Annotated in this window: 18 protein-coding genes, 1 pseudogene and 1 riboswitch; of the genes and pseudogenes, 3 read left to right on the forward strand and 16 right to left on the reverse strand. The window is 56.3% G+C overall.

The genetic code is table 11. The features are described from left to right. Positions 1-110: 110 nt before the first annotated feature. From KKD83_01235 to KKD83_01310, 16 genes and pseudogenes are all read right to left on the reverse strand, one after another. Positions 111-1,286, reverse strand: a complete 1,176-nt coding sequence (locus tag KKD83_01235) for an MFS transporter (GenBank protein ID MBU2534777.1) — start codon at positions 1,284-1,286, stop codon at positions 111-113. Between the two features lie 135 nt (positions 1,287-1,421). After that, positions 1,422-4,178 carry a formate dehydrogenase subunit alpha gene (gene fdhF / locus KKD83_01240; protein MBU2534778.1) on the reverse strand — a complete coding sequence of 919 codons (2,757 nt, stop codon included), beginning with the start codon at positions 4,176-4,178 and terminating at the stop codon, positions 1,422-1,424. Beyond that, positions 4,178-6,391 carry an FAD-dependent oxidoreductase gene (locus KKD83_01245; protein ID MBU2534779.1) on the reverse strand — a complete coding sequence of 738 codons (2,214 nt, stop codon included), beginning with the start codon at positions 6,389-6,391 and terminating at the stop codon, positions 4,178-4,180. The genes fdhF and KKD83_01245 overlap by 1 nt, the downstream gene beginning before the upstream one ends. Before the next feature lie 17 nt (positions 6,392-6,408). Beyond that, on the reverse strand, positions 6,409-7,095 hold the full coding sequence (locus KKD83_01250) for a DUF3786 domain-containing protein (GenBank protein MBU2534780.1): 687 nt from the start codon (positions 7,093-7,095) through the stop codon (positions 6,409-6,411). A 63-nt stretch (positions 7,096-7,158) separates the two neighbouring features. Next, on the reverse strand, positions 7,159-8,037 hold the full coding sequence (locus KKD83_01255) for a dihydropteroate synthase (GenBank protein MBU2534781.1): 879 nt from the start codon (positions 8,035-8,037) through the stop codon (positions 7,159-7,161). Positions 8,038-8,046: 9 nt separating this feature from the next. Then, positions 8,047-9,393 (reverse strand): acetyl-CoA decarbonylase/synthase complex subunit gamma, encoded by a 1,347-nt coding sequence (locus KKD83_01260; protein ID MBU2534782.1) that lies wholly within the window; start codon positions 9,391-9,393, stop codon positions 8,047-8,049. 15 nt (positions 9,394-9,408) lie between these two features. Continuing rightward, entirely contained in the window at positions 9,409-11,616 is a 2,208-nt protein-coding gene (cdhC, locus tag KKD83_01265) for a CO dehydrogenase/CO-methylating acetyl-CoA synthase complex subunit beta (protein ID MBU2534783.1), read from the reverse strand. Positions 11,617-11,651: 35 nt separating this feature from the next. Beyond that, a complete protein-coding gene (cooS, locus tag KKD83_01270; GenBank protein MBU2534784.1) occupies positions 11,652-13,631 on the reverse strand; it encodes an anaerobic carbon-monoxide dehydrogenase catalytic subunit in 1,980 nt (659 codons plus the stop codon). Positions 13,632-13,661: 30 nt separating this feature from the next. Further along, positions 13,662-14,609: pseudogene (locus KKD83_01275) on the reverse strand (acetyl-CoA decarbonylase/synthase complex subunit delta). 15 nt (positions 14,610-14,624) lie between these two features. Then, positions 14,625-14,846, reverse strand: coding sequence for a hypothetical protein (locus KKD83_01280; GenBank protein MBU2534785.1), 222 nt, complete (start codon positions 14,844-14,846; stop codon positions 14,625-14,627). 12 nt (positions 14,847-14,858) lie between these two features. Continuing rightward, positions 14,859-15,746, reverse strand: a complete 888-nt coding sequence (folD, locus tag KKD83_01285) for a bifunctional methylenetetrahydrofolate dehydrogenase/methenyltetrahydrofolate cyclohydrolase FolD (protein MBU2534786.1) — start codon at positions 15,744-15,746, stop codon at positions 14,859-14,861. Positions 15,747-15,757: 11 nt separating this feature from the next. Next, positions 15,758-16,537 carry an AAA family ATPase gene (locus tag KKD83_01290; GenBank protein MBU2534787.1) on the reverse strand — a complete coding sequence of 260 codons (780 nt, stop codon included), beginning with the start codon at positions 16,535-16,537 and terminating at the stop codon, positions 15,758-15,760. After that, complete coding sequence (locus tag KKD83_01295; GenBank protein ID MBU2534788.1) at positions 16,534-18,507, reverse strand: DUF4445 domain-containing protein; 1,974 nt, start codon at positions 18,505-18,507, stop codon at positions 16,534-16,536. Before KKD83_01295 ends, KKD83_01290 begins: the two co-directional genes overlap by 4 nt. A 27-nt stretch (positions 18,508-18,534) precedes the next feature. Further along, positions 18,535-20,298 carry a formate--tetrahydrofolate ligase gene (locus KKD83_01300; GenBank protein ID MBU2534789.1) on the reverse strand — a complete coding sequence of 588 codons (1,764 nt, stop codon included), beginning with the start codon at positions 20,296-20,298 and terminating at the stop codon, positions 18,535-18,537. Between the two features lie 35 nt (positions 20,299-20,333). Then, positions 20,334-21,119, reverse strand: coding sequence for an AAA family ATPase (locus tag KKD83_01305; protein ID MBU2534790.1), 786 nt, complete (start codon positions 21,117-21,119; stop codon positions 20,334-20,336). Between the two features lie 145 nt (positions 21,120-21,264). Beyond that, positions 21,265-22,233 (reverse strand): M48 family metalloprotease, encoded by a 969-nt coding sequence (locus tag KKD83_01310; GenBank protein ID MBU2534791.1) that lies wholly within the window; start codon positions 22,231-22,233, stop codon positions 21,265-21,267. A 179-nt stretch (positions 22,234-22,412) separates the two neighbouring features. Between KKD83_01310 and KKD83_01315 the strand changes: the two genes are divergently transcribed. From KKD83_01315 to KKD83_01325, 3 genes are all read left to right on the forward strand, one after another. Then, positions 22,413-23,111, forward strand: coding sequence for a DUF1847 domain-containing protein (locus KKD83_01315; protein MBU2534792.1), 699 nt, complete (start codon positions 22,413-22,415; stop codon positions 23,109-23,111). A 36-nt stretch (positions 23,112-23,147) separates the two neighbouring features. Continuing rightward, positions 23,148-23,453 carry an MTH1187 family thiamine-binding protein gene (locus KKD83_01320; protein ID MBU2534793.1) on the forward strand — a complete coding sequence of 102 codons (306 nt, stop codon included), beginning with the start codon at positions 23,148-23,150 and terminating at the stop codon, positions 23,451-23,453. A gap of 68 nt (positions 23,454-23,521) precedes the next feature. Beyond that, positions 23,522-23,626: riboswitch (TPP riboswitch) on the forward strand. A gap of 56 nt (positions 23,627-23,682) precedes the next feature. Further along, the coding region (locus tag KKD83_01325) for a phosphomethylpyrimidine synthase ThiC (GenBank protein MBU2534794.1) at positions 23,683-24,329 on the forward strand (647 nt) is incomplete at its 3' end.

Consider the following 24,329-nt stretch of genomic DNA (forward strand, 5'->3'; position numbering starts at 1 on the left):
TTGTTTAGTGGGTTTATTATAGCACAGTGGAAAGAACTGTGAAGTAGTAAGGGCTGTTTTTGCCTCCTCTTTAACCTACTCAACCGCACGCTCAAGTAACCTCAGGCCGGTTACCTCCGGCCCAGCCACAGGAGGGTGGAGCAGACGATAAGTGTGGCCACAATGGCAACGCTGCTGAATGCGAAGCTCGTGTGGAAACTGAAATGGTCTATCAGGTAACCCAGCACCGGAGTCAGTATTCCGGCGCCTTCCATATTGGCGAAGAAGTAGAAACCGAGCACCGTGGAGCGACGCTTGATTGGGGTCTCGTCGACAATGTATGCCTGCGCCACGGTGGTGTTGAAATACAGGGCTATGCCGGTAAAAACCAGCACGGCACCGATACCGAATCCGTAAGGTACCACATTAAGCAGGTAAACCATAGCGCTGGCCATAACACCCATGGCTATGATTATCGTTATGCGGCCGAACCGGTCCGAGAGATAGCCGCCGAATGGTGCTGCCCAGAGACCCATGAAGTAAATGAGCGATATTGAAGCTGCCGCCGTCTCCTTGCTTGTATTGTAAGTATCTACCAGGAAGAGCGGGATGAAGGAAATGATTGAGATAACCATTGCCTGCGTAAACGAGCTCATGGCGATTACGGTTATCACACGTCGTAAATTGCCGGGGGCGGGTGGGGTTTCGGTGGAGACGCTGGTGCCAGGAGTCGCTGCCTTCTGAAGCGGCAGGCGTTTTTTAAGTACGACATGGAGAAAAATGCCGAAGCCGATGCCGAAGATGGCCAGCACGATAAATGGACTGCGCCAGCCCCAGGCACCGGCAACGCCGGCGGCGATAAGCGGTGCTAAAAAATAGCTCGTACTGCCACCGACCATGTGATAGCCGAGTGCCTGGCCGCGACTTTCTGGCGCCACCGCGGCTGATATCATGGTCGTGGCGGCGGGGTGATAGCCGCCACCAAGTATGCCCATCAGCACCAGGCCGGCTATCAGGACAAGATAGTTTGGCGACATGCCAACCAATAGACCGGTAATTGATACACCCACAATACCTACGGTGAGCAGGATACGCGGCCCAAAGCGGTCAGCAAGCCATCCTCCCGGTAGTTGGCAGAGACCGTAGACCACGCCGAAAGCCGACATGATGAATCCGGCACGGGTGTAATCAAGGGCGAATTCATCGCGGATATAAGGCAGGAGCGGGCCCGGGAGGGCGGTTACCAGGTGGTGCGATAGATGTGCCAGCACAAATAGAGGCAGCAGTCCACTGAAGAGAGCACGCAACCTGTTTCTTTTATTGATGACGATTTCCTTTCTGCGGTAAAAGGCCGTGTTCTGACCGGTTGTTACTGAGGTGTATCATACCACGAAAGGAAAAAATAATTCTCGCCGAGGTGCCTGTCCTATCGGGTGGTCGGTTTAACCGACGGGAACGGCGGCTTTTTCAATCCTGACCGCGCAGACTTTGAACTCCGGTATCTTGGCTACGGGGTCCAGTGCCCGTATGGTCAGCTGGTTGGTGGGACTCTCGGCGAAATGGAAGGTCATGAAGACCACGCCGACCGGGGAAGCCTCGGTGATTTTGGCCCTGGCGGTGACTGCGCCGCGTCGCGAAATCACCCTCACGGTCTCACCTTCAGCAATGCCGAGTGCCGAGCCATCCTGCGGGTTTATCTCCACAAGCTCTTCGCTGTGAAAAACGTTGAGCCCTTTGACCTTCCGGCTCATGGTGCCGGTATGAAAATGAAACAGGCTGCGCCCTGTGGTGAGCACCAGTGGGTAATCTTCATCTGGAGGTTCCGCTGACGGCTTATACTCCAGCGGTATAAATTGCCCCTTGCCCCGGGTGAAGATTTCGGTGTGGAGGATGGACGTTCCCGGGTGCTCCCTGGTGGGGCAGGGCCACTGCAAGCCCCCCCTTTCCAGGCGACGATAAGATATGCCTCCATAGCTCGGTGTCAGCCCGGCAATCTCGTCCATAATCTGGGACGGATTGCTGAACTTGAAACCATCGCTTCCCATTCGCTGCCCGACCTGCCCGATAATCCACCAGTCCGGCTTGGCATTGCCTACCGGTTCAATCGCCTTCCTTACTCGCTGCACCCTTCGCTCCGTGTTGGTGAACGTGCCATCCTTCTCGGCATAGGTGGTGCTGGGCAGGATAATATGCGCCAGTTGGGCTGTCTCGGTTAAGAAGCAGTCCTGCACTATGAGTAATTCCAGTCGCTGCAGGGCTTCGATGGCATGCTTGGCTTCCGGCTCGCTCAGCACCGGGTTCTCGCCCATGATATACATCGCCTTTATCTGGCCGTTATGGGCGGTCTCAAACATTTCGGTAACGGTGAGCCCCGGCCTGGCCGGAGGCAGTGAGCAGCCCCACCCCGCCTCGAATTTCTCCTTCACCGATTCGTTAGTCACGGCCTGGTATCCGGGATAGACATCGGGCAGCGCACCCATATCGCAGGCACCCTGAACGTTGTTTTGACCGCGCAGCGGATTAACCCCGCTCCCCGGCTTGCCTATGTTTCCGGTGAGCATGGCCAGGTTGGCGACGGCGATTACGTTATCCGTGCCGTGGGAGTGCTGGGTGATGCCCATCGCGTAAAATATGGCTGCGGGGCTGCTGGTGGCGAAAATCCTGGCCGCCTGGATTATCCTGTCCTTTGGCACGCCGGTGATTTTTTCCACAATATCAAGGTCGAAATTCGATAATGACTCCTTGAAAGCATCGAGGTTCTCGCAGCGTTCACCGATAAAATCTTTGTCCAGCAGGTCTTCATCGACGATAACCCGGCACATACCCATGAGCAGGGCAACGTCACTGCCGGGACGGTGCTGCAGGTAAATATCGGCGTGGCGAACAAGCTCGATCTCCCTTGGGTTGGCCACGATTAGCTTTGTGCCGCGGCGGACGGCGCGCTTCATTTCAAAGCCGATTACAGGATGGGCTTCGGTGGTGTTGGCGCCGATGACGAAAATGCAGGCGCTATCCTTGATATCGCCGATGGAGTTGGTCATCGCCCCGCTCCCGAATGTGGTGACCAGACCGGCCACCGTGGGGGAATGTCAGAGGCGGGCACAGTGGTCGATATTGTGCGTGCCGATGACCGCTCGACCCAGTTTCTGGAGGAGGTAGTTTTCCTCGTTGGTACACTTGGCCGAGGAGATAATGGCGACCTCTTCCGGCCTGTACTTTCCCAGCCCTGCCGCCACCTCGTCGAGCGCTTCCTCCCAGGTAGCTCCACTGAATTTGCCGGTTCGCCTGACCAGCGGGTTGTTCAGGCGGTCAGGGTGGTGGACAAACTCGGTAGCACCAAAGCGGCCCTTGACGCAGAGTTGGCCGCGATTGACATCATTCTCCCTGTCCCCGCGGACACACATAACCTGACCATCTTTCACCCCGAGGTACATCTGGCAGCCGACGCCGCAGTAAGGGCAGGTGGTCTTCACCTCGTAGTCTGGCCGGACGGCCACTTTGGGCATCATGGCGCCCACCGGGCAGCGCACCATGCACTCGCCGCAAGACCGGCAGATCGACTCAAACAGAGAGCTGCTGTCAACAGGGCTGACCTGCTCGCGGTCTCCCTGATGACTTATCTCGATGGCGCCCACCACGGTAACCTCGTTGCAGGCGCGAACACATTTGCGGCAGAGGATGCAGTAATTACGGTCGATTTTGAAAAAGGGATTGCTGTGGTCTACGGGGCGTGACCTGGTTTTGGGGCGAACGGGTATCTCGGTTACGCCCAGATAGTCAACTACCTTCTGCAATTCACAGATTCCGTTCTTGGGACAGAGCACGCAGCGGTCGGTTACGGCTACATTGCGCAGACAGATATCGTAAGGCTGGCAGCGCTCCTTGCGGTCGCAGATGAGGCACTCGCTGGGATGGTCGGCGAGGACTGGTTCCAGGGCAGCGCGACGGGCTTCATTTAACACCGGGGTATTGGTTCGTACCACCATTCCTTCCATGACCGGCGTGGTGCAGGCGATAGCTAAATCTGGCGCGCCCTCGATTTCCACCACGCAAAGGCGACAATCCCCCGTCGGTTCAAGGTCCGGGTCATGACACAGGTTCGGGACATATATCCCCGCCGCCAGGATGGCGTCGAGTAGAAGGGTACCCTTGCTGGTTCTGACTTCTCTCCCGTCGATGGTTATCCTGATTTCATCCATCACCTGGCAGCGACCCGTTCCCGTGGCTTGTATTTGCTCTTGCCCCGCTTGGGAGGTAGTGGTGGTGGCGTGATAACGCAGCGTACGGCACACTGCAGGCAGCGCCTGCCTTCTTTCGCCGCTGCCTCGTCGCTGAGGCCAAGCTCGACTTCCTCAAAGTTATCGATTCTCTTCTCCGTCGGCAGCGCCGGCATAACCGCCCGAGCCCATTCGAAGAAACCCTCATCTTTGCCCACGCAGGTGCTGAACTCACTCGACGGTGCCAGGACTTCATTGATGTCTCCCGTTCCGCCTAGATATTTATCAATGGACGCGGCGGCCTTTCGACCGGCGGCAATGGCCTCAATGACCGAGGCCGGACCGCTGACGGCATCACCGCCTGCCCAGACGCCTTTGCTGCTGGTGGCCGAAGTCTCGGCGCTGGCCTGAATGGTGCTGCCCCTGCCCAGCTTGAGGTTGAAACCTTCGGGGATATCCGGAAACTGACCGATGGCGGCGATAATGGAGTCGAACTCGGTGGTGAATTCGCTGCCCTTAATCGGGACCGGTCGCCGGCGCCCGCTGGCGTCAGGCTCACCGAGTTCCATGCGATTGCACGTCAACTTCAGTGTTTTGCCGGTCCGGTCAATGCGCACCGGTGCGGCCAGGAACATGATTTCTATCCCTTCCTCTAGTGCGGCCTCGATTTCCTCCGGGCTGGCGGGCATCTCCGCCCGTGTGCGGCGGTAAACGATGGTGACTTTCTTGGCGCCAATGCGCAGGGAGACCCGTGCTGCATCGATGGCGACGTTCCCGCCGCCGATGACCGCCACCCGAGCACCGGTATAGATTTTCCGGCCCAGGTTAATCTCTCGCAGGAAAGTGGCGCCGTCAAAAACGCCCTGAACCTCCTCACCGTCCACGCCCATCTTCATGCCTTGATGTGCGCCGGGTGCGGCGAAGACGGCATCATAGCCCTGGCTGAACAGGTCATCAATGGACTCTACCCTGGTATTCAGCTTGATATCAACGCCTGTCTCCCTGATAACGTCGATTTCGGCGTTGAGCTTTTCCGGCGGCAGGCGGTAGTCGGGGATGCCGACACGCATCATCCCACCGGGTTCGGGAAGAGCCTCGAAAACGGTGACGGCGTGCCCCTGCTTGGCCAGGTAGTAGCCGGCAGTCAGCCCCGCCGGCCCCGACCCGATGATGGCCACCTTCTTACCGGTCGCTGGCGTTTTTTTGGCCAGCTTCTGCCACTGTCCGTCGTCGCGCTCCGCCGCGGCCCATTTGAGGAATTTTATTGATATCGGCTCGTTCAGAGCTTCGCGGCGGCAGGCCTGTTCGCAGGGGTGGATGCAGACCCTTCCCAGAGCACCGGGGAAGGGGACTTTTTCCCTGATGACGGCCAGCGCCTCGGCGAACCGCCCCTCACCGCAAAGTCGGACGTAGCGGGGGACGTCGATGTGGGCGGGGCAGGCATAGCTGCACGGATTGGTCAGTTCCTCGTGGTTGATATCCGGTCTCCATTTAGCGTCTTTATCAAGCAACGCCGCGGTGGGGCAGACCTCAACGCAGGCGCAGCAGTACTTGCATCCGGATGCAATCAGTGATTTCCCATCTGGTGATTCCGGCCAGAGGTCGCCGTCATGGTCGACCATCCTGATGGCCTCGATACCCCGTATCTCCTTGCAGGCATTAACGCAACGGGCGCAGCTAATGCACAGGTTATAGTCTCTTTCAAAGAGGGGATTGTCGCGGTCAACGGGTAATCCGCGATACTGCCAGGTCAGCTCTTCTCCTTCCAGGCCTATGTAGTCGACGACCTGCTGCAGCTCGCACTGGTCGTTGTAGGGGCAGAGGACACAGCGCTGGGTTACCGCCACGTTGCGCAGGCAGATATCATACGGTCCGCAGCGGTCGCGCCGCTCGCAGATAAGGCATTCGCAGGGATGATGGGCAAGCAGTTTTTTCAGCGCTTCTTTCCGGTCCTCCCTGAGCAGAGGTGTATCCGTACGGGCCACCATGCCCCCGGCGACCCTGGTGTTGCAGGCAGTGACGGGTTCCTCAGTGCCCTCGATTTCCACCAGGCATAGCCGACAGGAGCCATCGGGGGTGAGCATGGGATGAGCGCAGATGGCCGGGATATAAACACCCGCTGCTCTGGCCGCCTCCAGGATGGTCGTCTCTTCGCTGGACTCAATGGTTTGGCCGTCAATGGTTAATTTAATCATTCCCATACTTTCTAACATTAAGCCCCGGGTCTGGTTTTGGGGCTATCACCTCCGGATTTCAGCAGTTTCACCAGTCGCCAGCTGGTGCTCTGGCAGAGATAAATAATGTCTTCGTTGGGTAAATAATCGGTGATGGTGCGGTCGAACATGATGGTGCCCTCGGGGGCGAATTCGGCATCGCCTTTCCAGAGCACCAGGGTCAACGGCACCATGCTCAACGGGCTAACGGTCACCGAGACATCCCCGTAATCCGCCTGACGCCCGCCGATGGATTCCGCCATCTCCAGCAATTGCTCCGGTTCATTCCCGAAGCAGGTGACCAGCGGTTTGATGGCCCGCTGGTAAAAAGTGGGGAAATAGCCGGCAGCGTCAGAAAGTTCCTTGAACGAGATGAGCTGATTGGAGAGTGGAGTTCCCTTTGCCTGCGTAAAGTAGTGAAGCAGCAGTATCTTATCGGTAACTGATACGTCTTCTTCGCTGTCCTGGCGAGATACGCTGGCCTCCGGGTACGTAATGAAGTATGTCCGGCTGAGGTAGTCAAGGGATATCGCTTTCTCTGGTTTCAGAAATCGGGCGCCGCATCGGCGGCACTGTTGCTCAATATCTTTGATTTCAGCCAGCTTTTCCACAGCCAGCCGATAGGCTAGCTGATAGCCGTGACCATAGCTCTGCGTAGGCGGCGTCAAAACCTTGCCTTTATTCATCTGGTTCTTTTTCTATGCGAAAGCGCAATCTTGACTGATGGCTGTTACGGTAACCCCGGGTGATTAAATTTCCAGCCAGGAGTGGGAATAGAGCGATTCACCGGTCAGTACCCTGACCGTTTTGGCATACTTGGCTTCTTCCTCGGAGAGCGCGGCATAATCCGGCTTCTCACCGTCCATTAGCCGGTGCACCAGGCTCACCAGTTCCGGCCTGTCGCCTCTGGCGATCTTTATGAGGTCGGCATCAAATGCGTCCACAATTGCCGAGTGTAATCCATACCTCATCAGCATTATCATATAGGTGCGATTCAGCCACGGCCTGAGGTGGGTTGGTGTGCCGTTGGAGATATTGGACAGGCCCACGGTCGATTTACAGCCCGGGGCTATTTCCCCCAGCATGGACATAAATTCAACGCAGGCCTTCACCTGGTTTATTTCCACCGATACCGGGCTGGCAATCGGGTCAATCCAGAGTTTTTCAGTGGGGATACCCATTTCATTGGCCTGGTAAACGAAGTCGACAACGTTCATGGCACGTTCGTTGGCATCTCGCGGCATGCCTTCGGCACCCCAGAGCAGGGCAATGACATCGGCATCGAATTTTTTGGCGAGCTCGAGGCCGGGCCCTATCCTGTCCGGCTGCAGGGAGACGGAGTTGATAAGGGGAGGGTTCTTGGTTGTCTGGAGGCCGGCTTCCATGGCCGCGAGGTTGGTTGTGTCCAGTGACAGGGACTTATCCGTTACCTCCTGCACCGTGTTGACCACCCAGGGCATCAGCTCGTTGCCGGTCTTTCTGGCGGGTCCGATGTTGAGGTCAAGATAGTCCACACCGGCATCGGTTTCGGCCCTGGCGAGGTCCTGGATTGGCTTGGGGTTTCTCTCCTTGAGTGCCGGGCCAATGGTCTGAGACATCATGTTGATGTTTTCACCGATGAGTATCATCCTTACCTCCTATGGAGTCCATGCCTTTACGTAGGCTGGAATGTGGGCACCTTCTCTTGGCCCAACCAGTATCTCCCAGCCGGGCAGTTCTTCTTCCAGACCGCCGCTCTCCACCGCCGCATATCCCGGGATAATCAGTTTTTGGTGTTTCACTTTGTCCATAATACCGCACTTTTTCACGAAGGGGCCGATGATATCAGAACTGAACTTGCCAGCCGCCCAGGCGGTCATCACCGAGAGTCCCTCCGTGTCCTTCACCAGCAGCCAGCTGGGAACACGGCTGGTTTCCAGGTACCCCGAGATCAGGAAGTAGGTGAGCGAGAAATTGGTCGTAACCAGCACCGGGGAACTATCGCCGGGGCCGCCGATATCGTAGATACCCTCCTTCGTCGCCAGTGGTCGTTGCGGGTCGGTGAAGATATTCATCCTTTCCACGAGCAACGGGAACAGGCTTTCTCCGTAAAAGTCGGACAGAACGATGATGCCGCCGTATTTGGCGACAAACATGGAGGCAATCACCGCTTCCTTCATCGGGTCGTCCGTCATCTCGCAGGGGAAGATGATGGTGGGGAAGCCGAGCGGGCGGAACTTCTTGTTCAGCGCGGCGCTGCGGATGATTATCTGGTCCTCAAGCGCCTGGCGCGTTGTCCTGGAGCCGGAGTCGATAACGATATTCTTCAGACCTGCCTGGGTCAGTTTGTCGGTTAGCTCGACTACTTCTTCCAGGCTTGAGCCTTTCACCGCCACAGGGCAGGAACTCTCCTTGGCCATGGCCGCGACTTTGTCAACGTTATCCTTGGTAGCGGCGTAAATAAGCGGCTTGCGGTCGGCACAGGCTTTCAGTCCGGCGGCCAGGACGTCAGGGTTATCGCTCATCAGAATGATGCCGCAGTCGCTGCCTTGTGCCACCTTGCCCACCACGCTCTCAAATTTCTGTGGGTCGCCGGACTCGCTTTTCACCGCCACCAGCTCGGGGCGGAGCGTGAGGCCGACTCTCTCGTACTGGAGCGTTTTGCATTTTTGAAGTCTGGCATTGACCTCGGCATCGTCCATGGAGTCCTTGATAAGGATGGCGATGCCGGGCGGGTTCTCAAATCTTTTTTCGTGGCGGAACATGACCGTCTCGCCGCCAATTTTGAGTGCCCGCTCGCCGACCCCAATGGTAACCGGTAAAATGGGCGGCGCTGAGGCCTCGGCCAGTTTCTCCTTAGATTCCTCGGAAACGTGGGGGCAGGCGCTCAGTTCCACCTTGCCCGAAGCCAGGTTCATGGCGAAAGCCAGACAGGTGGGAACACTGCAGTCACCGCAGTTCGTCTTCGGCAGCAGTTTGAAAATCTCAATTCCGGTAAGTGGCATGGCAACTCTCCTTTCTTAGCCCAGTATCGGGTCCATGGTCAGGGCCGGATGTCCTTTCTCCTCAAGGAAGGGGAGGATTTCTTCCTCGGTGGTACCGATGGTCTCATCGGCAATTTTGTCCAGCAGGTCAGGCACTCCCAGTTCCTCGCCTCGTGCCTTAACCCGCTCGCCAATTTCCTCTTTCAGCGACTTGGGCATCCAGACCATTCTCAGCAGACCACCGTCTCCGATGATGAATTTTTTCTGGGTGGTGTTGTATTTACCGTGGCCGACAAAGCCCGGCGTGCTGATGCCGCCACCGATGGTGCCGGCCAGGGTGGTGAATTTCATTCCGCAGGGAGTGTCTGCAGAATATTCGCGGTTTACTGTCATTGCCCCGTTACAGAGCGGCAGGACGACCGCGATACACTCGCAGCAGCCGCAGGTTGTCATCGGGTCGTTGACCAGGCTGTAGAAGTTGTAATGGTCTATCTTACCGCGTGAGGCCTTGGTGATGAACTCATTGACCCCTTTCCACTGCCCGAGCTTGGTGTCAATCATCTCACCTTTTTCCACGGGCTGGTTGGGACCGGTGGGGTTGATTTCAAAGGCAGCCTTGCAGTCCATCCAGTTGTAGGAGCCGCACAGTCCCGTCCTCTCCGGGCTGATGACGCAGACGTGGCTCGGGGCGAAGGACTGGCACAGCGTGCAGGAGTAATAGATATCGGTGGTTTCATCGGTCATACCTTCAATGCGGGCGTCGCGAGTGGCATAGACCTCCTTGGCCTTCTCCACCACCTTCTTGACCTTGTCTTCTTCGGTGTAGAGCTTGACCTGCAGCTTGTCGAAAATACGCCCGAAGTCCTGATGGAGCTTGGCGTGGAGAAGCGTCCCGATGTGGGACAGTTTAAACCCTTTTTCCACTGACTGCTTGCTGACGCGCAGCCAGGCGATGTCCCTCTGCCCGATATGCATCGCTCCCTGAGCATAGTTTATCAGGTGGTGGATTTGACGCTCCAGGATGGGCTCATAGTCGTCCTGCATATTGCGGCCAGCGACTTCAACCATAATCGCCAGAGGCAACTGTGAGCCGGCCTCAATATCGGTTAATTCTGGTCCGATTACCTCGATCTTGCCATCTTCCACGTCTTCCATTCGCTGGCTGGTTACCCACTCCACCATCGGGGTGCGACCGCCGCCGGCTTCAAGGTAAATATCCTCGCCTCGGACTCTTTCACCTTCGAAGGCGGGGCCGAAGGCAACGGGAATAGGTACCTCGGTTACGGTAACCCTCAGACCCCTCGTCTCGATTGCCTTGGCAACTATCTCGTCATGGGGAATATTGGAAACAACGTGCTCGTAGGTGGTGATGCCGGTGGGCAGGACCTGCGGTATGGGCGTGTCGGCAATAACGGGGAAGCCGAAGTTAATGGCTCCGGCGGCATTGGCATACCACTCGTCGGTTACGTAGCCGAGGGGCATGGCAAAGGCAAAGATGCGGTCCTTGTTATAGATGAGCAGCTTGCGGTAGTCGCCCGGTTCAACGCCACCGAAGGAAAGTGCCGCTCTGGTGGCAAAGCCCATGGCGAAAACGGCCGAAGTTATATCCGGGCCGAAAGAGACCAGGCGGGTTGGCCATCCAATCTGGACACCGGCCTCAACGAGTTGCTCGGAGAAACGTTTTCCGTTGTACTCCGCAGCCATGAAGACATAGATGTTCTTCTGCTGCAGTTCCTGCGCGATTTTGGCCGCAATCTCACTGGTCGGGGCCGCGCCGAGAACGGCCGCGAAGCCGGGGGCGGTGCCATCAACGAACTCGATGCCGCGCTTTCTCATGATGACGTCATCGGCCGCTCCGAGCCAGATGTTACTGTCGGCTATGTCCTCTCCTCTCAAATAGTAGTCAGGCTGTTCGAGGTAGCGGATAGCTTCAATTATCTCTTCGGCGAAAAAGGTGACCATGCCGGCATCGAGGGCGGGAGCGAGGTAGGGCAGGGGATGTACTTCCCGGACCGGCGGCGGCAGCAGGGCGCGGCACCTCTTCAGGATACGCTCCATATCGCCAACTTTTTCCACCTTTTCACCCAGGATACCGTATATCACGGGCAGGTAGTAGGCGGTGTTGGGGAAGCCGACGGGTTCGTTGGCGCCCCATTTATCCATCGCCTGTTTCCATTTCTCTTCCGCCTGTTCGACAATCTTATGCGCACCTCTGATTGCGGCTGAAGCAATTATCTTTGACATACTTTTTAACCCCCTTCTCTCATGGCTTTAGTGGCTCAGACCGATTCCAGCTCGCGCCTCATCTCCATGTCATAGAGGACGCGCTCTCTGGCCTTGTCAATGCCCAGAGCCTTTCTCTTCTTGTCGATGTGGTCTATCATAAGTTTCGCCATCTTAATCGGGTCAGTTTCAAAAGCCCACATACCGCCGTACAGTTCTTCCATGTCCTTGAAGAGGAATTCCGTTACCTGCTTGCTGCCCAGGGTGGGCCAGGTAACGCCGAAGACGGTGAAAACGCCGGAGCTGACGAAGTACTGGCCGATGGATATCGCTTTCTCGCTCATCCACTCCGGGGCGGCACCGGCGGCGGGCAGGTCGCTGATGTCATCGCCCAGGCCACCGTCTTTCACCATCGCCGTGGCGGCGATAAGGATGCGGGCGTTATCAACACAGGAACCGAGGTGCAGTACCGGTGGAATGCCCACCGCTTCGCAGACGGAGGCGAGGCCCTCGCCGGCGAACTCTTTGGCCGCCTCAGGGACCATGAGTCCTGCCTTGGCGCAGGCCATGGCGGCACAGCCCGTCTGCAGCACCAGCACATCGTTCTTGATAAGTTCCTTGACCAGGGTGACGTGAATATCATCGTGGACGACGCGGGCGTTATTGCAGCCGACCACCCCGGCCACACCGCGGATACGGCCGTTGATGATGTTATCGTTGAGCGGCCGGTAGGAGGCGCGGAAAAGTCCACCCAGCAGGTAGTTGATAGTTTCGTGGCTGAAGCCGGCAATAAGGTCGGATTTCTGCTTGGGAATACGGATATTCTTGCCGCGGTTGGGGAAGTTGTCGATGGCGGCCTTGATAATCGTTTTGGCCGTTTCGGTAGCCTTGCGTTCATCAAATTCAATGTGGGTGGCACCTTCAATCTTGGCGCGCGCATCCGTGGTGATTATTTTGGTATGGAAGCAGCTGGCCACGTCCACCAGTCCCTGCATGATACACTGCACGTCCACCACGATTGCCTCCACCGCCCCGGTAACGATTGCCGTCTCCTGCTGCAGAAAATTGCCGACGATGGGTACACCGTGGCGCATCAATATTTCATTGGCTGTGCAGCACATGCCGGCCAGATTTATCCCTTTGGCGCCCTTGGACTTGGCATATTCAATCAGTTCGGGGTCCTGCGTCGTTACCGCCAGCATTTCTGCCAGCTGCGGTTCATGGCCGTGAATAATCAAATTGACCTCGTCTTCTTTCAGCACGCCGAGGTTTATCTGGCTGAGCACCGGTGATGGTGTGCCGAAAAGCACGTCCTGAAGTTCGGTGGCAATCATGCTGCCTCCCCAGCCATCGGCGAGGGCAGTCCTGCCCCCCTGGAGGAGCAGGTTCTTGTAATCCTGGTCAACCCCCATGTGGGTGCGGTGCATTGCCTCAACCACCTCGCGGTCAATGCCGCGCGGAGCGACGCCAGCCTCGCGCCAGAGCTCCTGTCTTTTTAACGGTGCTTTCTTCAGGGTGAGTAGCTCTCCCTCCTGCCTGCCGAATTCGGCGAGCAGCATCTCACCGATGTCAATGGCAATCTCATTGTTGCTCCGCTCGCCGATTTCGATGCCGAGGTCGAGTGCCAGCTGGAGCAGTTTCTGCTCGTCTTTAATCTGGAACTCAGGCGTTTCTCCCTTCGCTGCCAACAGGAATACTTCCGTCATGCGGCGGCCATGGTCACTATGAGCGGCAGCCCCGGCGGCTATCTTCCTCAGGAAATTACGGGCGGCAATGGTCTCGGCGGTGGCACCGCAGACGCCGGTCCGCTTCTTCTTTTCTTCCGGCGTCTCCTCTCTGCCCTTGGGCAACGGCACACGACAGGGGCCCATGGAACAGATACTACAGCAACTGCCCTCCGCACCTATCGGGCAGGGTTTGGTTGACTCAGCGCGGTCAAAGACGGTTCTGACCCCCTCCTCGCCCGCTTTTTGAATCATTTCGTTGGTTGCTGCATCAACGCTCTTTACTACTTCCTTTTCCTTCTCTTCTGCCATTATATTCTCCTCCCGGTCCTTGATTTAGTATCAGGCAGCCGTCAGTTCGGCCAGCATATCCTTAATCAGTTTGATTGCCTCGGGATGCCTCATGACCAGTACATCACCACCCGCCAGAAGCAAACACATGGCGGACATGGCCTCAAGCAGAATGCCTCGCTTCTTGGCATCCCCCATTTTGGGGTCTTCCTCTTCCGGAATTTTGACCTCTCTGGTCTTCCAGCATTCTCTGGCGATATTGCAGATAATGGGGAACTGGAGCTTATCATCCTGCTGGGTCAGCGCGGCCATCCGCATTCTTTCCATTACCGAGTAGGCATATTCAATGCCGTAGCCGATACCGCTGACGGTGGGGTCCATGACAATTAGTTCGTCGGGGACACCAAGGTTGCCCAGCAAAATGTTTAGCTGCTTGGCCAGGTTGATATCGATGGGCGTTGAGGACATCACGGTATGCTGGTAGCCAATGGCTGCGGCACCGAGCTGCTTGTGGTCTCCCTCTTCAACCGGGCCGATAATCAAATTTTTGCCGTGGCAGACTTCGGTTACCTTGCGGAAGACATCAACGTCTTTTTCATGGTTGGCAGTGCCCTAGACTATAAGCGGGACATCAACCGCATCAGCGACTTTCTTGACGACTTCGGTCGCCTCATCGGCGCCGCGGTCGAGGCCGTTGGGGTCGGTGCTGACCAGCTGCAGACAGACCATCTCTGCGCCGTAATCGTCGACGCACTTCTTGGCCCAGGCGGCGGGGTCGTCAGCGACGTCAGCAAAGGGCTCCAGGGCAGCTTCAGGCCATTCCTGGGGAGGCGTATCGTAGACCTCCATGGCGATTCTGGGCAGACGCGGCATCTCGCCTTCAAAAAGGTAGAACGGATAGCAGCTTTCTCCACCCACGACGACTGCCTTATCACCTTTGCCCAGCTTGATTTCCTTAATCTTACCGGTGTAGGTAGTCTTCGGTATCTCAAATGCCATTTTTATCTCCTTTTACTAGGCTGGAGTCTTGCGCTTTTCGCTGCCAAACCAGTCTGTTCCGTACCAGTATCGTTCCGCAGTATTCAGATATTTCAGTTTTTCGGCCCGATTTCCCAGTTTCTGCCGCCACCTGCCCATCTCTTCGCCCTCGGGCTTTCCCTTCTCATAGGTTGCCCCGAGTACCTCCACTTTGTCGCGATTGGGTGCCTTCGTTTCCTCAATCTGATATTCTTCCATATTCGCCTCCTTCTAAGCCAAACCTGCGGCAAGCTTGGCCGCTCTCACTGTGTTCAACATCAGCATGGTTATGGTCATCGGCCCAACGCCACCCGGCACCGGCGTGATGGCGCTTGCCTTTTCCTTCACGCCCTCAAAGTCAACGTCGCCAACCAGAATGGCCTTGCCCTCCGCCGTCTTGCCGATCCGGTTCACGCCGACATCAATCACCACCACTCCCTCCTTGACCATATCGGCGGTAACAGCTTTGGGTCGGCCGGCGGCCACTATCAGTATATCAGCCCTCTTGGTGTGAAAGGAAATATCACGGGTGCCGGTATGGCAGATGGTGACGGTGGCATTGGCCCCCGGTTTTTTCTGTAGCAGAATATTGGCAATCGGTTTGCCGACGATGTTGCTCCTGCCAACGACGACAACCTCGGCACCTTCAATCTGCACTCCAGACCTGACCAGAAGCTGCTGGATGCCGTGCGGAGTGCAGGGTAAATAATCAGGCTCCCCTATCATTAATTTTCCCACATTGACCGGATGAAATCCATCCACGTCCTTTTTGGGGTTGATGGCGTAGAGCACTTCCGTTTCATTGAGGTGTTTGGGGAGAGGTAATTGCACCAGAATGCCGTGTATCTTCGGGTCTTTGTTCAGTCTGTCAACGAGCGCCATAAGCTCATCCTGAGAGGTCTTCTCGGGCAGGTCAAATCGTTCCGAGTGGATGCCCAGTTCGATTGAGACTTTTTCCTTCCCTCCCACGTAAGACTGTGACGCAGGGTCCTCTCCGACCAGCACGGTGGCCAGACCCGGCACCAGGTTGTGCTTTTCTTTGAGCTCGGCAATCTCCTGCTTTAATTCCTCCCGGATATTCCCGGCTATTTCCTTACCGCTGATAATCTTTGCCGTCATTTTCTACTCCTCTAATGCGTTTTTGTCGCCTGAATTTTATTCTGTAGCAGTCCGGCCAGCAAAGCATCAACCGCATTCGTCGCCCTGCATTCGGGCAGGTCGAGGAGCGGTTTCATCGCCATATCGAATTCACTCACGGTATCATCCATGGGAATGATGGTGGTCGGTTCAATCCCCAGCTTGGTCATTTCTTCTTTTATATGTGGGTCTATACCGTCGGGAACCAGGTTGATGATAACGGACTGCCGCTTCACCACCAGCTTGAGTTCATCCACGAGCTCTTTGATGTGGGCGATGGTGCGGACGCCTTTCACCGAGTGATTGGAAACGAGGAGCAGCTCGTCGATGTTCTGCGTGGTGCGGCGGCTCAGGTGCTCCATGCCGGCTTCGTTGTCCATAACAATGTACTGATAGTTGCCGGCCATGCTGTCCATGAACTTGCGCAGGAGCAGGTTGGGATAGCAGTAGCAGTCGGGACCCTCTCCCCGGCCCATGGTCACCAGGTCAAGGCCCTTGCTTTCCACCATGGCGTCGTTGAGTTTGACTTCCAGGTACGCTTCCTTGGTCATTCCCGGTGGGATATTGATTTTCTCTTCATTGAAGGTGGCAATGATGGAGCCAACGGTCTGCCTGATGCTGAGCCCGAGGCTCTCACCGAGGTTGGCATTGGGGTCGGCGTCCACGGCCAGAATCGGCCCCAGCCCATTCTGTTTCAGGTAGCGGACAACCAGGCTTGCCACCGTGGTCTTGCCGCTACCGCCTTTCCCGGCAACTGCGATATTATAGCTCAAATCTTTATCCTCTGCTCTGGGTTATTATTCGACCTGCCGGCCAGCCTTTTGCTCACCATGGGAAATTCCTTGGTGTTGGTATGCGGCAGGAACAGCGCGGCCACATAATTGTTCATGAAGTCCACATTCTCGCTCAGCTCCAAATTGGTCATCATCTGGGCCACTCGGCGGGCGTCATCGAGCAGGTCGGTGGAGAAGGATGTCAGCCTGGCGCCCAGCAACGACCCATTGCCGATAAATACGAATCTATCCTCCGGCAGTTCGGGTAGCAGCCCGATGGTGATAGCCCTTTTCACGTCTATATTGCTGCCGAAGGCGCCGGCGATAATCGCCTGGTCAAAGTTGCAGCAGTCGATGCCCACGCTTTTGCTCAGCGTCTGGCAGCCGGCGTACATGGCGGCCTTGGCCCGCATCAGATTATCGATATCCACCTCGGTAATCACGATGTCGCTGCCGGTCTGCGTTTCCCGTGCCCGGACCAGAACGTACTCGTAGCCATCAGCGCCTGGCCTGACCCGTTTGGTGGGCAGGTCACGGTTGTATTTACCATTCTGCCCGATAATGCCCGTTTCCAGCAGCTCGGCGACTGTGTTAATCAGGCCTGAACCGCAGATGCCTTTCGGTTTAACATTGCCGATAGTGCCTACTTCCGGCTCAAAATTTGTAGGGTTGATTTTAACATCCTCAATGGCACCCTCGGCGGCGATGATGCCGTGTTTGATACCGCCGCCTTCAAATGCGGGGCCTGCGGAGCACGAGGCGGTGACCATCCAGTCCGAGTTGCCAATGACGATTTCCCCGTTGGTGCCGATATCCATGAAGAAGGTCAGTGCCTTTCTCTGGTGCACCCCGGAGCCGACTATCCCGGAGACAATGTCCCCGCCCACGTAGCTGGCCACCGCCGGAAAAGTGTACAGATAAGCGTGGTCGCCGACTTTTAACCCCAGCGAGTTTGCCGGCACCGGCGGGAAAAAGTTGGCCACGGGCGTGTATGGCGTTAGCCTGATGTGCTGAGGGTTTAGACCGAGCAGTATCTGGGTCATGGTGGTATTGCCGGCGGCCATAATATGGCTGATACGTTCTGCTTCAACCTTGCTCTGGGCCTGCAGTTCGCCGATAACGTCATTGATGGTGGCGACTACCGCCTGCTGCAGTTTCTTCAGGCCACCCGCTTTCTGGCAGTAGGCAATGCGGGTGATGACGTCTTCCCCGTAGCTTATCTGCCCGTTGTAGGCCATGCTCCCGGCAATGACCTGGCCGCGGTTTAAATCGAGCAGCTGCCCGCAGACAGTGGTGGTGCCAATGTCAAAGGCCAGCGAGTAATGTTTATCTCTCGTGTCCCCGGCCTCGATATTAATCACCCGTGGCCGACGCCTGTCTCCAGCCCTTGGTTTCACCGCCGTGACCAGCGTCGTTATGGTGGCTTTCCAGTCGCCGTCGCGCAGCGTTTTTGCCAGCTTCTGTACCACGTGGAAGTCAATGGACAGATTGCTCAGATGGTAACGCTGCCTGAGGCCCCTGAGCAGACGGGAAAGGTCGCTGGTGTTATCATCCAGCGTAGGCGGCGACAGCTCCACGAAGTACTTGCTTAAAGGGGGCACAAACCGCCAGCCGGTGGCCAGGACCTCGGAAACCTGCTTCTGTTCACGGGCCAGGACCGCTTTTTCCAGCCTTGACTCTACCGGAACATAAACGGACAAATCTGAGAGAACCCGACTCTGGCAGGCCTGCCTGATACCTTTACTGAATTCCTCATCGGAGACTTTATCGGTCCGGGTGGTCTCTACCTCTCCCTTTTCAATCTGTACTTTACAGGTGCCGCAGGTGCCAGCCCCACCGCAGGAAGCGTAAATACGCACTCCGGCAGCAATGGCTGCCTGCAGCAGATTTTCCCCCTGGTCCACCACAATTTCCGCGTTGTCCGGGTTGAAGTGGACTTTCAGTTTTTTCTTTCCCGTCGTCCTGACCATCTATTTATTATTGTTACAGGTGATTGTTTAAAAGAGTCCCTGTACCTTGCCCGTGTTGACGTCCACATCAACCCTGCGGAAGGCGGGGTCGGAGCTGGTGCCTGGCATAAGGCTGATGGTACCGGCGCAGGGGCAGAGGAACTTGGCTCCCGAGTAGATAAGGATATCGCGGATGGGCAGTGTCCAGCCTTTGGGCACTCCCTTTCGCGCTGGCTCATGGGTGAGGCTCAGGTGTGTCTTCACCATCATGGTGGCGTACTCGTCATATTTGTTATCCGATTCAAATTGCTTGGCCTTGGCCTCAGCGTCCGGCGTCCAGGAGACGCCGTCGGCGCCGTAGACCACCTTGGCGATATTCTCCACCCGCTCGCGCAGTTTCATCTCCATAGGGTAGAGGAACTGAAAGTCGTTCTGGTCATTGCAGGCATCTATCACGGCATCGGCAAGCTCCAGAGCGCCCTCACCGCCGTTTGCCCAGTGAGAGGCAACGGCGCAGCGTGCTCCCGCCTCCTCGGCTGCTTTGCGCACCGTGGCGATTTCCTCTTTGGTATCAGTGGGGAAGCAGTTGATGCACACCACCGGCTTGATGCCAGATGTCTGGATGGTTTTGATATGGTGCAGCATATTGGGCAGGCCTTTCTCCAGAAGACCCAGGTCCTCTTTGGTGTAGGCTTCAGGCAGCGGAATTCCGGCCACCACCTTGGGGCCGCCGCCGTGCATCTTCAGCGCGCGGATGGTGGTGGTGAGCACGGATACGTGCGGCTTGAGGCCGCTGTAACGGCACTTAACATTCCAGAATTTCTCAAAACCGATGTCAGCGGCGAAGCCGCTCTCGGTGACGTGATAGTCAAATAATTTAAGGCCTACGCGGTCGCCGATGATGGAGGACTGCCCCACGGCGATATTGGCGAAGGGTCCGGCGTGAACCATCACCGGCTGGTATTCCACCGTGGAACAGAGGGTGGGATTGATGGTATTGCGCATCCAGGCGGTCATGGCGCCGCCCACCTCTAAATCGCCGGTGGTTACCGGGTTGCCCTTTTTATCATATGCCAGGGTAACCTGGTCCATCCTCGCTCGCAGGTCGGCCAGGTCCCTGACGATGGATAGCATTGCCATCAGCTCGGAGCCCACGGCGATGCCGAACTTCGACTGCATCATATAGCCGTCCATGCGGCCACCGAGCCCGATGATTATCTGGCGCAGGCTCTGGGCACAGAAGTCCATCACCCAGCCCATCTCCACCCGGGTGGGGTCAATGTCCATCCGGCGCATCTTGGTCAGTCGTTCCAGCTGTTCGTCATCGTAGTTGCGCTCGTGCTGCATCCGGGCAGTCAGGGCAATCATGGCCAGGTTATGGGCGTTGACGATGTCATTGATGTCACCGGTGAGGCCCATGGAGAACTCGGCCATGGGGATGAGGAGCGCGTTGCCGCCACCGGCGGCGGTGCCCTTGATATTCATGGTGGGTCCGCCGGAAGGCTGACGGAGGCAGCCACCGACATTCATGCCCTTCTTGCCCAGCCCTTCTATGAGCCCCAGCGAGGTGGTGCTTTTCCCCTCGCCGAGGGGGGTGGGGGTGATGGCGGTTACCTCAATGTACTTGCCGTCAGGCTTGTCTTTAAGGCGGTCGATAATCTTCAGAAAATCGAGTTTGGAGATTCTGCCATAGGGAAGAATCTCGTCTTTTTTAAGCCCAATCCGCTCACGCCACTCCTCTGGCATCGGCATATTCGCCTCGGCCGCTTCGGCAATCTGCCAGTCCTTCATTTTGGTTGCGTCGTATGCCACGGGGACCTCCTGTATCGTATTTTTCGTAGCTAATCTTATTTAAATCGGGCGTTTTCTTTTACAGATACCAGCTTCTGATAGATATTCATTACTTCGTCTGTAACCGCAGAACTGGCGTCAAATAAAGATTTATCGGCCAGGTCGGCATCAACGATTGCCTGGTCGTAGGGGATAAAGCCAAGAAATTCCAGGTCAGGCAGGCTGGAAATGAGGAAATCGCGGTCTGACGGGGCACGAACTTTATTGCCCACGACGGCGATATTTTTCAGGCCGATATCACTGGCCAGTTCATTTATGGCGCGGGCGGTTTCCAGGCTCCGCCGCCCCGGCTCCACCACCACTATCAATTTATCGACGGCACCGGCAGTTGCCCTCCCAAGGTGCTCTATACCTGCTTCCATATCCATAATGATGACCTCATCTCTGGCCAGAAGCAGGTGGCTCATCAATGCTTTGAGCAGCGCGTTTTCCGGGCAGTAGCAGCCGGTCCCCCCCTTCTTGATTCGCCCCATGACCATCAGCCTGATACCGTCAAGCCGTTGCCAGTGCTTCTCTGGAAGGTCGTCCACCTTGGGATTCATTCTGAAGTAAGCGCCCGAGCGCCCCGGCTGGGTTTCCGTACGCTCGGCGATGAGGTCTTTCATTTCCGAAATGGGAACGATATCTTCCGGATGGGTGAAGCCAAGGGTGGCGGCGAGATTGGCATCGGGGTCAGCATCGATAGCGAGGACGGAATAGCCGGACGCAGCAAAAGTATGGGCCAGCAGGGATGTTAAAAGCGTCTTGCCCACACCGCCTTTACCGCTAATCGCAATCTTCATAATTTGATACGCAGTATCCCTTATACCTGGCTGCTCTGGGGAGGATATATTTGTTATTTAAAGACGTTTACTTCGCCGCTTATTATACTACCTATTTATTTTAAGTGGCAAGGGTCAGCGATTAATTTTCAATAAGACAGAGGTATCAAACCGCCAGCGTGGAAAGGTGTTTTATTCTTTTCAACATGTTGGGGTGCGTGGTGAAAACTTCCATCAGCTTTTGGGACCTGCTCAGCTTTATCTCTTTCTGGCGCAGCTCCATGAGTTCATCATATTCAATGGTGCCGCTCATATCCAGGTCAATCTGGGAAAGCTCTTTTATCTCGTAGTAGGAGCGTGAGGGGTCATTGACGAAGAAGGCCTTAACTCCCTCCACCCGTCGCAGTTCCTCACTGTTGCGCATGCGGGCGTTTCCGTAGACCAGCTTATACAGCGCCGTCGCCATGTGGTGCGGCATACTGCCCAGCTGGACACTACCAAGGTCGGCGTAGTACTCCCGTATACGGGAACCGTAGAGCACCAGCAGATTGGTGATGAAATAGAGCAGAAAGGCGCCCAGTCCAACGAGCACGGCATAATTGCCGCCTCCCTGCCGACCGCCGCCGAAAGCCCCCCGCCACATGGTCGTCCAGGCAATCCAGTACATGATTAAAGGGATAACCGAGATGAGGGTCATAATGGCCATATCGCGGTGCTTGATGTGGGACAGCTCGTGGCCGATAACGGCCCTGAGCTCCTCCTTGTTGAGCAGTTTCATAATACCCTGGGTCACGCAGACGCGACCGTCCCGCTGGGTACGACCAAAGGCAAAGGCGTTTGGGATATTGAGCTGGGAGATACCGACTCTTGGCTTGGGCAGCCCAGCCCTTTCCGCAAGCTCGGCTACCATCTGGTGCAGTTCCGGCGCTTCTTTTTCCGTTACCCACTTAATCTTCATCGACCAGCCAACGAGGGCCGGGCTGACCAGGTACTGTATAAGGAGGAAGCCAAAACCGATAACAAGGTAGGTAATGGCGCTCCCGGCACCCATCCAGGTACCGAGGCCGGTGATGACACCATAGAGGATGCCGAAAAGAAGGGCGATGAGCAGGTACATCCTTGCTTGCAACCACATATCAACCTCCCTATTTATATTTTATAGGATATGCGGTCATCTCACAACTTTTGCTGCGGTATTTAGCTGATACCGAACCTTTTAATTTATTGTTTTTGTATTTAAGAGAGACTAAAATAAGGCGAGGCGGCTAGGGTAACCCCTGGTTTTCCGAATACTGGTAAATAAGGGGGCAGAAGATGACGAAGAAACTTTATCCGATGTGCGCTCGCTGTACCAGGGTGGTTTGCTTTCCGCAGTTGAAATCAGGTGAAGAGCCTCCCATCGATAAGGCACCGGCATTTTGCCCGATGAAGCAGATGCCGGAGGTTATCAACCAGGCAACCACCGAGTATGACCGGCCTGAGGTCAGGGAGTTTGCCCGGCTCGCCTCGGTACAGGAATTCGAGTGCTACGAACAGTTGCCCGAAGGCAGGCGGACCAAAATCCCGCGGGTAGAGGAGCTTTTTCAATTTGCCAATAAGTGCGGCTATAAAAGGCTCGGCATTGCTTTCTGTACCGGACTGGCCAATGAAGCCCGCATCCTGACCGATATTCTGGAGAACAAGGGATTTGAGGTGGTCTCGGTACGGTGCAAGGTGGGAGCGACCCCCAAGGAAAGAATCGGCATCACGGAAGAAGAAAAGATACGTGGTCCGGGCTGGCTGGAGACAATGTGCAGCCCTATCGTTCAGGCCGAGATATTGAACACGGTCAAGGTCGACCTGGCCATCATGCTCGGCCTCTGCATCGGGCATGATACCTTGTTTATAAAGTACTGCCGTGTGCCGATGACGGTGCTGGCGGTGAAAGACCGGGTCTTCGGCCACAACCCGCTGGCGGCGCTCTACCTGGCCAATACGTCGTACTACAGCCGCCTGATGGCCAAGACCAGGTAATAATGTTTTAGTTATATCGGAAGGAGGCGAGGAAAGATGGCCATTCTTGAGATCAGCGTCATGCCGCTGGGCACGGAGACGCCCTCGTTGAGCAAGTATGTCGCCGGCGCGGTAAAAGTACTGCAGGCGGAGAAAGGCGTGAAATATGAGATGACCTCGATGGGCACCAACATTGAAGGGGACCTGGAACAACTCCTCGACCTGGCCAGGCGAATGCACCTTTCCGCCTTTGATGCCGGCGCGCAGCGGGTGGTGACCACTATGAAGATTGACGAACGGCGGGACCAGACAGCCACCATCCAGAGCAAGGTGGCGGCAGTGAAGAGAGAACTGGAGAAATAAAACGGCTCATTATCCCAACGTTGCATTTAAATCGAAATTGTGCTATATTTGTATGTTTGGAAGAGAATAATAACCGCTAGGGGTGCTCACAAGCTGAGAGTCCTTCCTCGGAAGGACAACCCTGTAGACCTGACCTCGGTAATGCGAGCGTAGGGAAGCGGCAGTAACTTGGACCAAGGGTCTAGAAGGAACCGCCGGAGCCCTTGGTTTTTACTTTGTGGAGGAAACCATGACGCAACTGGAATCAGCCAGGAAAGGCATTGTAACGCCGGAGATGAATGTGGTGGCGGAGGCAGAGGGCCTTGACGTAGAGTTTATCCGTGAAGGCGTCGCCAAGGGGAGAATTGTTATACCGGCCAATATCAATCATGAGAATCTGGTACCCTGTGGCATAGGCCAGGGACTCAAGACCAAGGTCAATGCCAACATCGGCACGTCCTCTGACTTTGGTGACATCAATACGGAACTGGAGAAGTTACGCGTGGCTATCGATGCCGGGGCGGATACGGTGATGGACTTGAGCACCGGTGGCGATATCGGAGCCATACGGCGGACAATCATTGCCGCCAGCGCTGCCGGAATTGGCACTGTGCCCATCTATCAGGCGGGTATCAAGGCCATAGAACAATACGACGCTATCGTGAAGATGACGGCGGATGATGTATTCGCCGTGATTGAAGAGCATGCCCGGGACGGTGTCGATTTTGCCACCGTCCACTGCGGCGTCACACAGGTCGCCATTGACCGGCTCAAAAACCAGGGCAGGGTCGCCGACGTGGTCTCGCGTGGCGGTGCCTTCCTGATAGGATGGATGCTGTACAATGAGCGGGAAAACCCGCTATACGAGCAGTATGACCGCCTACTGGATATTGCCCG

Source organism: Chloroflexota bacterium (genome assembly GCA_018829775.1).
Lineage (GTDB): Bacteria > Chloroflexota > Dehalococcoidia > Dehalococcoidales > RBG-16-60-22 > E44-bin89.